This window comes from Streptomyces sp. NPDC014676, assembly GCF_043084105.1.
In the GTDB taxonomy this organism is placed as follows: domain Bacteria; phylum Actinomycetota; class Actinomycetes; order Streptomycetales; family Streptomycetaceae; genus Streptomyces.
On record NZ_JBIBZI010000003.1, the window covers coordinates 798,797 to 813,036 of the forward strand.

General features: G+C 72.9%; 9 protein-coding genes. 1 reads left to right on the top strand and 8 read right to left on the bottom strand.

Going from position 1 to position 14,240, the window contains the following annotated elements:
- Positions 1–153 precede the first annotated feature (153 nt).
- The gene (locus ACF1DX_RS12185) at positions 154–2,277 is read right to left on the bottom strand and encodes a type IIA DNA topoisomerase subunit B (RefSeq protein WP_391791093.1); all 2,124 of its coding nucleotides are present in this window, start codon (positions 2,275–2,277) and stop codon (positions 154–156) included.
- Positions 2,278–2,717: 440 nt separating this feature from the next.
- Between ACF1DX_RS12185 and ACF1DX_RS12190 the strand changes: the two genes are divergently transcribed.
- Complete coding sequence (locus ACF1DX_RS12190; protein WP_030862085.1) at positions 2,718–2,948, top strand: hypothetical protein; 231 nt, start codon at positions 2,718–2,720, stop codon at positions 2,946–2,948.
- Positions 2,949–3,099: 151 nt separating this feature from the next.
- Here ACF1DX_RS12190 and ACF1DX_RS12195 read toward each other — a convergent pair whose 3' ends face one another.
- The 7 genes from ACF1DX_RS12195 to ACF1DX_RS12225 all read right to left on the bottom strand — a co-directional run bounded on the left by ACF1DX_RS12195 (position 3,100) and on the right by ACF1DX_RS12225 (position 14,203).
- Positions 3,100–3,933, bottom strand: a complete 834-nt coding sequence (locus tag ACF1DX_RS12195; protein WP_391791094.1) for a S1 family peptidase — start codon at positions 3,931–3,933, stop codon at positions 3,100–3,102.
- 155 nt (positions 3,934–4,088) lie between these two features.
- On the bottom strand, positions 4,089–5,618 hold the full coding sequence (locus ACF1DX_RS12200; RefSeq protein WP_391791095.1) for an RNA polymerase sigma factor: 1,530 nt from the start codon (positions 5,616–5,618) through the stop codon (positions 4,089–4,091).
- Positions 5,619–6,046: 428 nt separating this feature from the next.
- A complete protein-coding gene (locus ACF1DX_RS12205; RefSeq protein WP_385045845.1) occupies positions 6,047–6,934 on the bottom strand; it encodes a FadR/GntR family transcriptional regulator in 888 nt (295 codons plus the stop codon).
- Positions 6,935–7,097: 163 nt separating this feature from the next.
- Positions 7,098–9,032, bottom strand: coding sequence for an ATP-binding cassette domain-containing protein (locus ACF1DX_RS12210; protein WP_391791096.1), 1,935 nt, complete (start codon positions 9,030–9,032; stop codon positions 7,098–7,100).
- Between the two features lie 112 nt (positions 9,033–9,144).
- The gene (locus tag ACF1DX_RS12215; RefSeq protein ID WP_030862071.1) at positions 9,145–9,903 is read right to left on the bottom strand and encodes an NUDIX domain-containing protein; all 759 of its coding nucleotides are present in this window, start codon (positions 9,901–9,903) and stop codon (positions 9,145–9,147) included.
- A 124-nt stretch (positions 9,904–10,027) separates the two neighbouring features.
- Positions 10,028–12,088, bottom strand: coding sequence for a glycogen debranching N-terminal domain-containing protein (locus ACF1DX_RS12220; protein ID WP_391791097.1), 2,061 nt, complete (start codon positions 12,086–12,088; stop codon positions 10,028–10,030).
- Positions 12,089–12,619: 531 nt separating this feature from the next.
- Complete coding sequence (locus tag ACF1DX_RS12225) at positions 12,620–14,203, bottom strand: DUF4192 family protein (protein ID WP_391791098.1); 1,584 nt, start codon at positions 14,201–14,203, stop codon at positions 12,620–12,622.
- Between the last annotated feature and the right edge of the window lie 37 nt (positions 14,204–14,240).

Genomic DNA, 14,240 nt, shown 5'->3' on the forward strand with positions numbered 1-14,240 from the left:
CCCCGCTCGGCTGCTTCCCCACACTCGGCTGCTTCCCCACGCTCGGCTTCGCTCGAGCGGGAGGGCTCCCCGTGCGCGGGAGCCCCGTCGCCCCCGTTCACCTGGGCCGCAAGGCGCCGCCGGTTTCCTCCGGCCCGGTTCGCCGGACAGGCTCTACGCGTCGATGCGCGAGCGGTCCAGGGTCGCCGCGGAGCTGGAGATGAACTCCTTGCGCGGGGCGACGTCGTTGCCCATGAGAAGGTCGAAGACCTGCTCGGCGGCCTCCAGGTCGGTGAGGTTGATCCGGCGCAGGGTGCGGTGACGCGGGTCCATGGTGGTCTCGGCCAGCTGGTCGGCGTCCATCTCGCCGAGGCCCTTGTAGCGCTGGATCGAGTCCTTGTAGCGGATGTTCTTGCTCTGGAACTCCATGAGCTTGTCGCGCAGCTCCCGGTCCGAGTACGTGTAGACGTACTTGTCCTGGCCCTTCTTGGGCTGGACCAGCTCGATGCGGTGCAGCGGCGGCACCGCGGCGAACACCCGGCCGGACTCGACCATGGGCCGCATGTAGCGGTGGAACAGGGTCAGCAGCAGGGTGCGGATGTGGGAGCCGTCGACATCGGCGTCGGTCATCATGATGATCTTGCCGTAGCGGGCCGTGTCGATGTCGAAGGTGCGGCCCGAGCCCGCCCCTATGACCTGGATGATCGCGCCGCACTCGGCGTTCTTCAGCATGTCCGTCACGGACGACTTCTGAACGTTGAGGATCTTGCCGCGGATCGGCAGCAGTGCCTGGAACTCGGAGTTCCGGGCGAGCTTGGCCGTGCCGAGCGCGGAGTCGCCCTCGACGATGAACAGCTCGCTGCGGTCGACGTCGTCGCTGCGGCAGTCGGCGAGCTTGGCGGGCAGCGAGGAGGACTCCAGGGCCGTCTTGCGGCGCTGCGCGTCCTTGTGCTGGCGGGCCGCGATGCGGGTACGGGCCGCGGCGACGGCCTTCTCCATGACGACGCGGGCCTGCTGGGCGTCGTCACGCTTGGTGGAGGTCAGGAACGCCTTGAGTTCCTTGGAGATCACGTTGTTCACGATGCGGCGGGCCGCCGAGGTGCCGAGGACCTCCTTGGTCTGGCCCTCGAACTGCGGCTCGGCCAGACGGACCGTGACCACCGCGGTGAGGCCCTCGAGGGCGTCGTCCTTGACGATGTCGTCCTCGGCCACGCGCAGCATCTTCTTGGCGCGCAGCACCTCGTTCATCGTCTTGGCGACGGCCTGCTCGAAGCCGGCGACATGGGTGCCGCCCTTGGGGGTGGCGATGATGTTGACGAACGACCTGAGCGTGGTGTCGTAGCCGGTCCCCCAGCGCATCGCGACGTCGACGCCGAGCTCGCGGGTGACCTCGGTGGGCGTCATCTGGCCGTGCTCGTCGAGGACCGGGACGGTCTCCTTGAAGGTGCCCTGTCCGGTGAAGCGGAGGGTGTCGCAGATGGGCCGGTCGGAGGCCAGGAACTCGCAGAACTCACTGATGCCGCCGTCGAAACGGAACGACTCCTCGCCCTTGCTGCCGCCCTCGCCGAGCCCGAGCTCGTCGCGGACGACGATGGTCAGGCCGGGGACCAGGAACGCGGTCTGGCGGGCGCGCTGGTGCAGCGTGTCCAGGGCCAGCTTGGCGTCCTTGAGGAAGATCTGGCGGTCGGCCCAGTAGCGCACGCGCGTGCCACTGCGGGTCTTGGGGATCTTCTTGGCCTTGCGCAGTCCGCTCCCGGCCTCGAACTTCGCGTCCGGGCCCACGGCGGCGAAGGCTCCGGGGACACCGCGGCGGAAGCTGATCGCATGGGTGTGCCCGCCGCGGTCCACCTCGACGTCCAGCCGCGCGGAGAGCGCGTTGACGACGGAGGCGCCGACACCGTGCAGACCGCCGGAGGCGGCGTACGAGCCGCCGCCGAACTTGCCGCCGGCGTGCAGCTTGGTCATGACGACCTCGACGCCGGAGAGGCCGGTCTTGGGTTCGACGTCGACCGGGATGCCCCGGCCGTTGTCCCGGACCTCCACCGAGCCGTCGTCGTGGAGGACCACGTCGATGTGGTCGCAGTAGCCTCCGAGGGCTTCGTCCACGGAGTTGTCGATGATCTCCCAGAGGCAGTGCATCAGACCGCGGCTGTCGGTCGACCCGATGTACATTCCGGGGCGCTTCCGCACGGCCTCGAGCCCCTCGAGGACGAGCAGGTGCCGCGCGGTGTAGTTGGAACCGTCCCGGTCTGCTCCTGCCAGCAGCGCTGTGGACGGCACGGACGTCTCGGCGGTCACGCGGTTCGCTCCTCGCTGAATTTCAGATGCGGCCCTCTTGGGTAAGGGCGCGGCTTCAGTCACCGGTGAGAGGGTACCGAGGCCTGGTAGAGCCGTTGTCACGCCACCCTCGCTTCAGCCCACCCTAGTCCAGGGTCGCATGCGTGTTCGATCCCTCGATGGAGTGAAGCACACATCACGTTCCCTTCGAGGCATGAACCATTTAGGCTCCGGGCACGTCCTCATGAACAACCGGCAAGCCAGCCGGGAGGGCCGACCACCGATACGAACGCGAATCCGTACGACACATCAGACACGCACTACGGCACATTCGCCGCCAACCGGCAACAGCCACCCACCTCGGAAAATTTTTTCGAGGAGAAGCCACGAGCGGGAACGTTTTGGGGCTGGTTGGATGTTGACCCTGGTACGACAGCTCGTCGAGCTAGAGAAGAGGCGACGTGACTACTGTTCTGACCCCCGCGAGCCCCCTGACGGCCGCCGATCGCTGCGACCGCTGCGGCGCCCAGGCATACCTGCGCGTCGTCCTGCTGAGCGGTGGAGAACTGCTCTTCTGCGCCCACCACGGCCGCAAGTTCGAGCCGGAACTCAAGAAGATCGCCGCTGAGATACAGGACGAGACGGAGCGGCTCACCACCCCTCCGGTGACCGCTCCCGACGAGGAGCGCTGACAGAGCTCCGACACTTCGCGTCCGACGACGAGCAGCCCGGCACAGGCCGGTGAGCGGGCGGCTGCCTCCCTTCAGGTGGCAGCCGCCCGTCTCGTACCCGCACCCGCCGGGCACCGCTCAGCGGCCCCGTCCTGCGCCCTCCCGGCCGTTCTCAGCCCTGCGGCCGTCCAAGGGTCCGCAGGATGTCGGAGACACGCGTGTACACCCCGGGACTGCCCGCCCAGCCACACCCCGTCCCCCAGGAGACGAGGCCTATCAGCCGTCCCCGGGCCACCAGCGGCCCTCCGCTGTCCCCCTGACAGGCGTCCCGGCCTCCCCGCACCTCTCCCGCGCACAGCATCGTCCCGGCGCGGTAGGTGCCCTCGGAACCGCCCGGATACGCCTTCTCGCACAGCGCGTCGGGCTGCACCCGCACGCGTGCCGCGTGCAGGCTGCCGGCATAGGCCCCGGACCCCGTGGTGTCCCCCCACCCGTAGACGGTGGCCGCGGTACCCGCCCGGTACGCGGGATCGCCGGCCCCGGCCATGGCTATCACCGAGCTCGAGGGCAGCGGCTCGGCCAGACTGAGCACGGCGTAGTCGCCGGAGTTGGTGACGCCGTCGTAGCCCGGGTTCACCCAGGTACCGCGTACGGCGATCTCCTGACCGCGGTCCGAGAGCAGTTCCGTACGCCCTGTGATCACCCTGAGGTCGTCCACACGCCCCGGGGGCGCCCCCAGCACCTCCTCGTCCATGCAGTGGGCCGCGGTGAGCACGGTGGTCCGGCCGACCGCCACACCCCCGCAGAACTGTCCCGCCCGCGTACCTCCGAACCGGTCGCGGCTGGACAGCGCCACTGTCCACGGCCCCTCCGAGACATCGACGGGGAAGCCGCCGACGACGATGCTGTCGGCGGCTGCCGGAACGGCCGAGGCCAGCGGTATGGCGGTCGCGGCGGCCGCGAGGGCCAGCGGTCGGGCCAGGGCCCGGGCAAGACGACGTCGCATGCGCGCTCCTCACACTGGGGTGGTCCTTAAACACCCACAGTGATGGACCCCGTCCGAGCCCGCACCCGCGCGGCAACGCGAAGGCCCGGCTCCCCAGGACGGGAAACCGGGCCTGACGCGGACCGGCGCACGATGGTGCGCCGTGGCGGGCGGACCTAGTCGAGGTAGTCGCGCAGCACCTGGGAGCGCGACGGGTGGCGCAGCTTCGACATGGTCTTGGACTCGATCTGGCGGATGCGCTCGCGCGTCACGCCGTACACCTTGCCGATCTCGTCGAGGGTCTTCGGCTGACCGTCGGTGAGACCGAAGCGCATGGAGACGACACCCGCCTCGCGCTCGGACAGGGTGTCCAGGACGGAGTGCAGCTGCTCCTGCAGCAGCGTGAAGCTGACCGCGTCGGCCGGGACGACCGCCTCGGAGTCCTCGATGAGGTCACCGAACTCGCTGTCGCCGTCCTCGCCCAGCGGGGTGTGCAGGGAGATGGGCTCGCGGCCGTACTTCTGGACCTCGATGACCTTCTCGGGGGTCATGTCGAGTTCCTTGGCCAGCTCCTCCGGGGTGGGCTCGCGGCCCAGGTCCTGGAGCATCTGGCGCTGCACGCGTGCCAGCTTGTTGATGACCTCGACCATGTGCACCGGGATACGGATGGTGCGCGCCTGGTCGGCCATCGCGCGGGTGATCGCCTGGCGGATCCACCAGGTGGCGTACGTGGAGAACTTGTAGCCCTTGGTGTAGTCGAACTTCTCCACCGCTCGGATCAGACCGAGGTTGCCCTCCTGGATGAGGTCCAGGAAGAGCATGCCGCGGCCGGTGTAGCGCTTGGCCAGGGAGACCACCAGACGGAGGTTGGCCTCCAGCAGGTGGTTCTTGGCGCGGCGGCCGTCCTCGGCGATGATCTCCAGCTCGCGCTTGAGCTTGGGCGCCAGCTTGTCGGAGTTGGCCAGCTTGTCCTCGGCGAACAGGCCCGCCTCGATGCGCTTGGCGAGCTCGACCTCCTGCTCGGCGTTGAGCAGGGGGACCTTGCCGATCTGCTTGAGGTAGTCCTTGACCGGGTCGGCGGTGGCACCGGCGGCGGCGACCTGCTGGGCGGGCGCGTCGTCCTCGTCCTCGTCGGAGAGCACGAAGCCGGCGTTCTCGGTGCCCTCGGGCTCCTCCGCGGCCTTGGTGTCCTCGAGGACCTCCTCGTCGCCCAGCTCGGCGTCGTCCTTCTTGGCCGTGGTCTTCTTGGCGGCCGTCTTCTTGGCCGTGGTCTTCTTGACGGCCGCCTTCTTCGCGGTCGTCTTCTTGGCAGCCGCCTTCCTGGCGGGTGCCTCCTCCTCGGCGGCGGGGTCGGCGGCGGGCGCCGCCGGAGTCGCGGTGGCGGTGGCCTTCCGGGTGGTCACCGTCTTGGCGGCGACCGTCTTGGTGGCGGTGCGCTTGGCGGGACTCTTCGCTGCGACGCTCTTGCGGGTGCGCTTGGGCTCTGCGGCACTGACCATCAGCGTCACACCCTCTTCCTCGAGGATCTGGTTGAGGCTGCGCAGTACGTTCTTCCACTGAGTGGCCGGAATCTGGTCAGCTTCGAAGGCCCGACGCACGTCATCGCCGGCGATCTGCCCCTCAGCCTTTCCCCGCTCGATGAGCGCCATGACAGAGACGGACTCGGCGATCTCCGGCGGGAGCGTACGGGATGTGCTGGCCGACACGAACAACCTCTCGGAACGTTGGAAAACGGCTTCCGGCCCCGTCCACAGTGGACAGGAGCCGACCGCCGGCTTGGGGATGGGCCGACGGCGCGGGCGGGGGCCGGGGAGGATGCACAGCGCCATGAACGGCGTCCGTATTCCCTCCGCGGCTGTCACCTCTTAGGTCATCGCGTTCTTCCCAGGAGCGTTACGCCCAATCCGCGTGGCCCGAGTCACACCCCGTAAGCGCACATAATCGGTCAAACAACCGCGAAAGCGTTCACTCAGGGGCGAGGAGGTCACCCCTTCGAGTCTGCCACGCCGTTCTGGGCATCGGACCCCGCGGGATCATCGACGATCCCGCGGGGTCCGACGGGGGACGGCTCATCGGTGGGGCGCTGCCACAGGAGGGGGATGGCATGCCGGACCGCGCCGTCCGCGGAACGCGGTCAGTGCTCGCGCGGAGCGGGCACCACGCGTTCCACCTCTGGATGGACCGTGAGCAGTTGCCGCATGGCCGCCTCGGCCGCCGCGCCGTCGCCGCCGGCGAGGGCGTCGACGATCCGGCCGTGCTGCGCCAGGGACGTCTCGTTCGGCCGCTCGCAGCCCGTGGCCGGGCCGCCCGAGACCTGCAGCGCGGCGGACACGATCCCGGAGAGGTGCTCCAGCATCCGGTTGCCGGCGACCTGGATGAGCAGGGAGTGGAACTCCGCGTCGGCACGGGCGAAGGTCAGGGCGTCGCCCTGACCCATGGCGTGGCCCATGATCTCGACCATGTCGGTCAGACGCTGCTGGACGTCCTCCCGCCCGTGGCCGGCCGCCAGGCAGGCGGCGAGCGGCTCGATCGTCCAGCGCAGCTCGCTGAGCTCACGGCGCTGGTCGTCGCGCTGCGGCCCGAAGGCCCGCCACTCGATGATGTCCGGGTCGAGGAGGTTCCAGTCGCTGACGGGGCGCACGCGCGTGCCGACGTTCGGCCTGGCACTGACCAGCCCCTTGGCCTCCAGGACGCGGAGCGACTCGCGGACGACGGTGCGGGAGACCTCGAAGCGCTGGCCGATCTCCTCCGGCACCAGCGGACGGTCGGCGCCCAGGTCCCCGGAAACGATCATCTGACCCAACTGCTGGACGAGTTGGCCGTGCAGCCCCCGACCGCGGCTGCCCGCGGCCCGTCGGCCCACACGGCCCAGCTCCGGGTCCGCGCCGTCCCAGGCGGGGGCCCCGACGCGGTCGACGGCGGGCGTCTCGGCGTAGGGGTAGCGGTCGAGTCCGCCCGGGCTCGCGAGGCCGGAGTCTGCGGAGCGGGCGGCGGTCATCATGGTGTGCGCAAGGGTACTCACGCATCCTTTGTCGGCTCCGCTTCCAACTCCCTTGAGGTCTTTGGTGAAAAGCACACGAAAGGGTGATCGCTCACCCCGTCGCAATTGACGCCTTATCGGAAAGAAATGTGCTTTCTGCGGGGAGTTGTGGGCAGGACCGGATCGACTCGTTCATGGACGGTCGTTATCGGACCCTGCTCCGCAGACCGGTGAGCACGTACGCGCACAGCAGCGCCGCCAGCGACAACGTCAGCGCGCCGCCGACGGGTTGGGCGACCAGGCGCAGGACCGCGTCCAGATGATGTCCGCCCCCGAAGGGCCACCGGAGCGGCACACCGTCCCGCAGCCGCGACGCGAGCGGGACCGGGGTGCGCGCCGCCGGCCCTTCCGTCACCTTGTGCACGAGCGGCACGACGAGAAGGGGTACGGCGACGACGGCGGCGAGACCGGCGGTGGTGGACCGGAACACGCCCGCGGCCAGCACGCCGGCGCAGGCACACCCGATCACGAGGCCGAGCCACCCCGCACCCAGCGGCAGCCAGTCGGCGGGAACCCCGACGGCCTCCCGTCCGTAGACGAGGTAGAGCAGTTCGGCGTCGCACCCGACGGTCAGGACGGCCAGCACCAGCGCGGTGGCCGAGGCCACGAGGAGTTTGGCGGTCAGCAGCCCCAGCCGCCGGGGCACGGTACCGCGGTCCGCCGCCAGCGCGGGGTGGCGGAACTCGTCGCCGAAGGCCAGCGCGCCGAGCAGTCCCGCGCCGAGCGCCGCGGGCGGCAGCGGCAGCTCCCTCGGCCACCCGGCCAGCAGGCGCGGCTGCGGGGTGTGCCCGGCCCGCGCCAGCAGTACGGCGGTGAGCGCGGACACGACGAGCACGGCCGCCCCGACGAAGAACCCCGTGCCGACACCCGTGGCGCGGCGGATCTCGTAGCGCAGGGGGCGAAGGGGCCTGGGGGCGGGACGGACGGAGACGGAAGGGGGAAGCCCGGCAGCGGTGTCGCGTGTGCGGGCGGCCCGGCGCCGGCGGGCCCCGGGGGCCGGGTGGGCCTCCTCGGCGGCGGATTCCCCCGGATCCCGCCGGGGCGGGGACGCGGACGCGGGGGAGTCCGCGCCGGCCGGGACGCCGGGGCGGCGGTCCGGATCGCGTGCCGTGCCGTCCGCGGGCCCGGGTTCCCCGGCGTCCCGGACCGCGGTGCCGGCCGGGGTCGCCCTCTCGCCCGGCGCCGGTTCGCCCGCCCCGGCGCCGGGGCCCATGTCCCCGATCTCGTCCGCCAGTTGGTGCACGACGATGCCGTGCCGGAACGCGACCTCGCCGACGTCCGCGCAGGTACTGCCGTAGACATAGAGGCGGTTGCCGCCCTCGTGCACGGCCTCCACGGACCGCCGGGTGGCGCGGGCCTCCTGCGCGAGCAGGGCGGAGAGGCGGGCGGCGTGCGGGCTGCGGACGGCGACGCGGGGACGCAGCCGGGTCCGCGAGAAGTCCGCCGCCGCCTGGTCGGCGACGATTCTTCCGCGTTCCAGGGTGACCACGTGGTCCGCGATCCGCGCGGCCTCCTTCGGGTCGGCCGTCGTGCACAGCACCGTGCCGCCCTGGGCCGCGTACGCCCGGAGTGTTCCGTACAACCAGCGGCTCTCGGTGGCGGAGAGACCGCGCGCGGGCTCGTCGAGCACGAGTGTGTGCGGGTCCGGCAGCAGTGCGCAGGCCAGTCCCAGGCGGCGGTCCATGCCGCGCGAGAGGATGCCCAGGCGTTCGTCGCGCAGGCTCACGAGCCCCGCCGTCTCGAGGACTTCGTCGGCCCGGCGGACCGGGACGCCCGTGGCGGCGCACAGCATGCGCAGGTGCCCGCGGACGGTGCGGGCGGGATGGCCCGGCACATCGCCGAGCAGCACGCCTACTTCGCGGGCGGGATGGGGGATGCGGTGCAGCGGGCGGCCCCTGAAGTGGGTGATGCCCCGGCCGCGTTGGAGTTCGAGCATGAGCCGCAGCGCCGTCGTCTTGCCGGCGCCCGGCGCTCCGAGCAGCGCGGTGACGCGACCCGCGTGCGCCTCGAAGGAGACGTCGTCGACGGCGGGCGGAAGCTCTTTGCGGGGGCTGCTGGTCAGTCCGGTGGCCTGGATCACCCGATGCAAGATAGCGCGCCATATCGGATTTTCCGGGCATCTGGCGGCCGGTCGGCGAAGGGGGAAGGGCTCTGCTCCGCCGGGGCCGTTGGCCGGGTCCGGCCGTGCCGCGTCAGACCTCGGGGCGCAGCATCGGGGGGTTGAGCAGGGTGGCGCCGCCGGCCCGGAAGAGCTGGGCGGGACGGCCGCCCTGCCGGGTGGTCGTGCCGCCGGTGGGGACCAGGAAGCCCGGCGTGCCCGTCACCTTGCGGTGGAAGTTGCGCGGGTCGAGCGCCACGCCCCAGACCGCCTCGTAGACCCTGCGCAGCTCGCCGACGGTGAACTCGGGCGGGCAGAAGGCCGTCGCCAGCGACGAGTACTCGATCTTGGAACGGGCGCGTTCCACCCCGTCCGACAGGATCCGGGCGTGATCGAAGGCGAGTGGCGCCACCGGCTCGCCGTCCCGGCCGTAACCGCCCTGCTGCAGCAGTTCCTCCACGGGTGCCCAGCGTGCGTTGCTGGCGTCACCGCCCGCCCGGGGCGCGGGCAGGTCGGGGGCGAGGGCGAGGTGGGCGACGCTGACGACCCGCATCCGGGGGTCGCGCCCGGGATCGCCGTACGTGGCGAGCTGTTCCAGGTGAGCGCCGTTGTCCTGGGCGGGGACGGCGGGGTCGTGCACCCGCAACCCCGTTTCCTCGGCCAGTTCCCGGGCCGCCGCCTGCGCCAGGTCCTCGTCGTCCCGCACGAAGCCGCCGGGGAGCGCCCAGCGCCCCTGGAACGGCGCCTCGCCCCGGCGTACCGCCAGCGCGCACAGGGCGTGGCGGCGTACGGTCAGCACGACCAGGTCCACGGTGACGGCGAAGGGGGGAAAGGCTGACGGGTCGTAGGGCATGCGGTGATCATAGTCGTCTGCCTGACGATAAACACTCCCTTCGCCGACCGTGACACCAACTGATCCACTCCGCTCCGGCAGGCCTGTCGCCCTGCCCTCCCCGGCGAGGACGTGCCCCACCGGGTCAGGCTCCCAACTGGAGTCCGTCGGCCGCCTCCTCGACCATGGCGAGACCGAGCCGGCTGATCCGTACGGCGAAGGGGGCGCCCGCCACGCGCAGTCCCGTCAGGACGATCTCGCCCAGCGGGGCGCCACGCACCGGTCGCAGCGCGACCGTCCGGGCCGGGGCGTCGGGGCGGATCCCCGCGAGCGTGGTCAGCAGCAGGACCCCGGCGGCCGCCGCCGTGGCCGCCGGGCGGCAGGCCGCCGGGTGCGGGAGCGGAGCGCTCCCCTCGGTCCGCTGCTCCCCCGCGTACATCTCGGGCAGCCGGTGGCCGAACGCCTCCGCCGCCGCGAGCACGCCCCGCAGCAGGGACGCCGCCGCCCTCTCGTAGCCGGCGGCCGCGAGTCCCGCGACGGCGAGCGCCGTCTCGCGGACCCGCACGGCGCCGGAGCGGTGTCCGAACGGGTTGTGACCCGCCTCCTTCACGCCCATGCCGCGCAGGCCCCAGCCCGAGTCCAGGTCGGGGCCGCCCAGCAGCCGCGCCAGCCGCTCGGTCCGCACCTTGTCGAGGAGGCCGGGCGCGAGTTCACCCCCGCCCAGCAGCCCGGTGTCGAGGAGGTGCGCGACCGGTGCGCCCAGGTGCGGGACGGGGCGGCCGTCCGGGGCACGGGCCGCCGCCGGCCGGTCGCCGCGCGGGCCGTCGATCCAGAAGTCGTCGTGGAAGGCCCCGCGCAGGGTCCGCGCCCACTGCCGCAGTCCGGCACCGCCCGGTCTGCCGTACGCGTCGAGCAGATCGGCGCCGAGCAGGGCCGCCCGGTGGGCCTGGGCCTGTGTCTCGCAGCGGACGGGTCCGCCGGGTCGCGGGTCGGGCAGGTAGGCGCCGTCGCCCACCGTGTTCCGCAGCCAGGTCAGACAGCGTTCGGCGGCCGGAAGCAGCTCCTCGGTCTCGCGTTCGGGGAGCCCCCAGCGGCGGGCCTCGGCCAGGAGCACGGGGAAGAGCAGCGTGGCCTCCGTTCCCGTGCAGCCGGGAGGCAGATGGGGACCGGCGTCGCGGCGCGGACCGGGGATCATGCCGGCCTCCGGCCCCGGCCCGGGGAGCTGGGTGCGGGCGAGGATACGCAGGGTGCCCGCGGCGAGCCCGGTGCCGAGCGGCAGGGCCATCCGGGCGGCTGCGAGGGCCTCGGCCGGGGCGAGCCCGCAGCGCCAGGGGGCGCCGGCCGCGAGGTGGAGGTCGGCGGGGTGCGCCGGATCACGCAGCAGGAGGGCCCGGAGGTCGTCGACGCTCGTCCGCAGCAGGGCGGGGACCCGCGGGTCGTCCCCCGTGGCACGCGCCGGGGCGAGAGGGTTCGTGGCCGCGCGGCCCGCGGAACGAAGAGGTGCCGTTCCGTCCTGCCGCACGCGCAACTCGATGCTCGCGCTGCCGCCCGGGGGCAGGTCGAACTCCCAGCGCAGCAGTCCGGCGGAGGCCAGCGCCTCGGCGGGCGGCGGTTCGGCGGTGACCGACGCGCGGGCGCCGGCCCGGGACCAGCGCAGGCCACAGGCGTGGACATCGGCCGGCAGTTCAGGCCCCGCGCGGCCGGCGGCGATCGCCCCGAGGTCGGCGAGATCCGTACCGAGGGCCACCTCGACGGGCAGGCGCAACGGACGCGGGGCCGCGCTGCGCAGCGTGATCCGTTCCGTGCCGTCCGCGCAGCGTGTCCGCTCCACGACCACGTCCGGGTCCGGGCCGCCGCCTCGCGGGGACACCCGCAGCGTCCCCACGAAACGGGCCCGGTCGGCGGCCACCATCCGCGCCTGGACCGCGAGCGGCTCCCGCCCGGCCACGCGCACCTGGCACCGGGAGAGGAGACGCCGCCCCGCGCGGTAGAACCCCTCCAGCCCGCTGCCGGTCTGCTGTCCCTGTTCCGTCGAGATGGCGAGGCCGGGCAGGGCGACGCAGATGATGGCGGTGTGCGCGGGCGGCAGTTCGGCGGGCCACCGGCGGGCGGGATGGTGATCCCGCTGTCGTGGCAGTGGCGTCCGCGGGCCGGCCAGGGTTCCGGCACGGTCGGCGAAGGGGGCGGGCGGAGCCGGCTGGTGCATGGGAAGGCTTTCTCTGTGCTCGGTGTGGCTCGGGCGGGCCCGCCGCCGACGGGCTTCGGTCAGGCCGGTGGAGGTGGAATACGACGTCACGCCCCGTCCGGGCGTTCCGCCACTCAGGTGAACGGAACCAGCCGTCTCCGGGTCACGCCCCGCCCGCCCACACCGCGGACAGAGCCGTGCCTCCCCCAGTGCCTGAACGGCCTGGGAGGTGTCCCCGGGGCGATGGGGGTGCCCACTCGAACGGAGCCGGGAGCGGATGAAGGCGGGCGGTGGGGGCCTCGCGCTCATGAAGCCTCCGCTTGAGCGAAGCCGGGAGCGGGTGAAGACGGGCACCGGAAGTGCCTCCCGCTCATGGGCCCCCGCTCGAACGAAGCCGAGACTTGGGGGAGCACCCCGCCGACGCCGGGCCGCGCGGCCTCCCCGCCCGCTCCGGGACGGATTCCGGCCCGCTGGCACAGCACGGACAACACCCCCGCCACCCACCACGCCTCCTTGAAGCCGGTTCCTGCTCAACGAGCGCAAAGCCGCAGCTCACTCCTCCCTGTCGCCGCCCCGGTGACCGGTCCGCGCGCCCGGCTGCGGGGCACCGCGGCGACGCCCCGCGCCGGGGCGCGCGCCGCCGGGACGTGTTCCGCTCTCGTCCGCGCCGCCCGCCGCGGGGTGGGCGCCCGCCGCCGGCGTCCGCGCATGCGGAACCCGTCGTCCCGGTCGGCCGTCCTCCGTGCGGACCCGGCGAGGGAGGGCGCTGCCGGTGCCGGGCGCACGGGTGCGGCGCCGGCGGGGCAGGGGGGCCGCTTCAGGGCCCGGGACCGCGGGTTCGGCAGCCGGTGGCTCCGTGGCCACGGCCGCCGGACCGTCCGGCGCCGCCCGCCCACGGTCCCCGCGCTCGGACCGCAGGCAACGGCGGATCGACTCCGGGTCGAGTCCCTCGTTGCACGCCTGGTGCAGAAGCCGGGCGAAGAGGTAGTCGGGGTCGGCGCCCAGGGCCATGGCGAGTGCTTCCCGGGCCTCCAGTTCGTCACCGGTGGACCAGGCGACCCACCCGGCGAGGGTAAGGGGTGCCGCGGCGTGTTCGCCGTACGCTCCGACGCAGCGGCGGGCCAGGGCGCGCCACAGGCGAAGGGCCGGGCCCGCCTCGTCGCCCTCCATCCACTCGGCCGCGCGGTCGCGGGTCGTGCGGTCCTGCAGGCCGAGGATCAGCGCCGCGGCCTCGTCGTGCCCGAGCAGTTCGTCGTCCCGCAGGTCCGCCGGGAGCGTGCCGGGCACGGACGGGGCGCCGGCGAGACGGCCCAGGATCCGCTCGGCCAGCCCCAGTGTCTCCCCGGCGACCTCGTGCCGGCCCTCCGCGTCGAGGATCCTGGGGATCAGCGCCAGACCGGCGGCGTCCAGGGCGGCCTCCTGTTCCCGGGCGGCGGAGTGCTCCCACGGCTGGAGCCTGGCGCGCAGTTCGCGCAGGGTGCCGCGGACCTGGAGCCCGGCGTAGGTGGCGGCGGCGGCCAGCACCGAGGTGCCGGGCAGGCCCATCGGTGTCCCCTCGGACGGGCAGCAGCCCTCGTCGTCGCAGCAGTACGACCAGAAGCGGCCGTCCGAGACGCACAGGGCCTCGACCACCGGGATGTCCAGGGCGCCGCACTCCAGGCGCAGGGTGTGGGCGAGCGGCCCCAGCCGCTCCTTGACCTGTCGGCCGGATTCGCCCTGGACCGGTTCGTGGCAGAGGAAGACGACCATCTGCTCGGGCCGGGCGCCCCGGCGCTCGCTGCCCGTCACCAGGCCGTGGGCCAGCTGCCGGGCGGCGGCGGGCCAGTCGTCGGGGTTGGCGGGGATACCGAGCCGGGCTCGTCCGCCGAACCGGCCCCGTCCGCCCTTGTCGTGCAGGGCGACCAGCACGATGCTGTCCTCGGGGCGGTAGCCGAGCAGGTAGGGCAGGGCGTCGGCGAGCTCGGCCGGGGACCGCAGGGTGACCTGCTGTCCGTCGCCATGGCTGTCGTACGCGGTGCGGGTGATGTCCTGCGGACGCGGTGCGCGGTCTCCGCCGCCGGGTGTCCGGGGACCGGTGTCGCGCCCGGAGATGTCACCGTTTTCGGGGGATCCAGTGGTTTCGCCGTGGTTCGTCATGCGAAGACGATCTCGCGGATTGCGTTCTTCCGGTTTG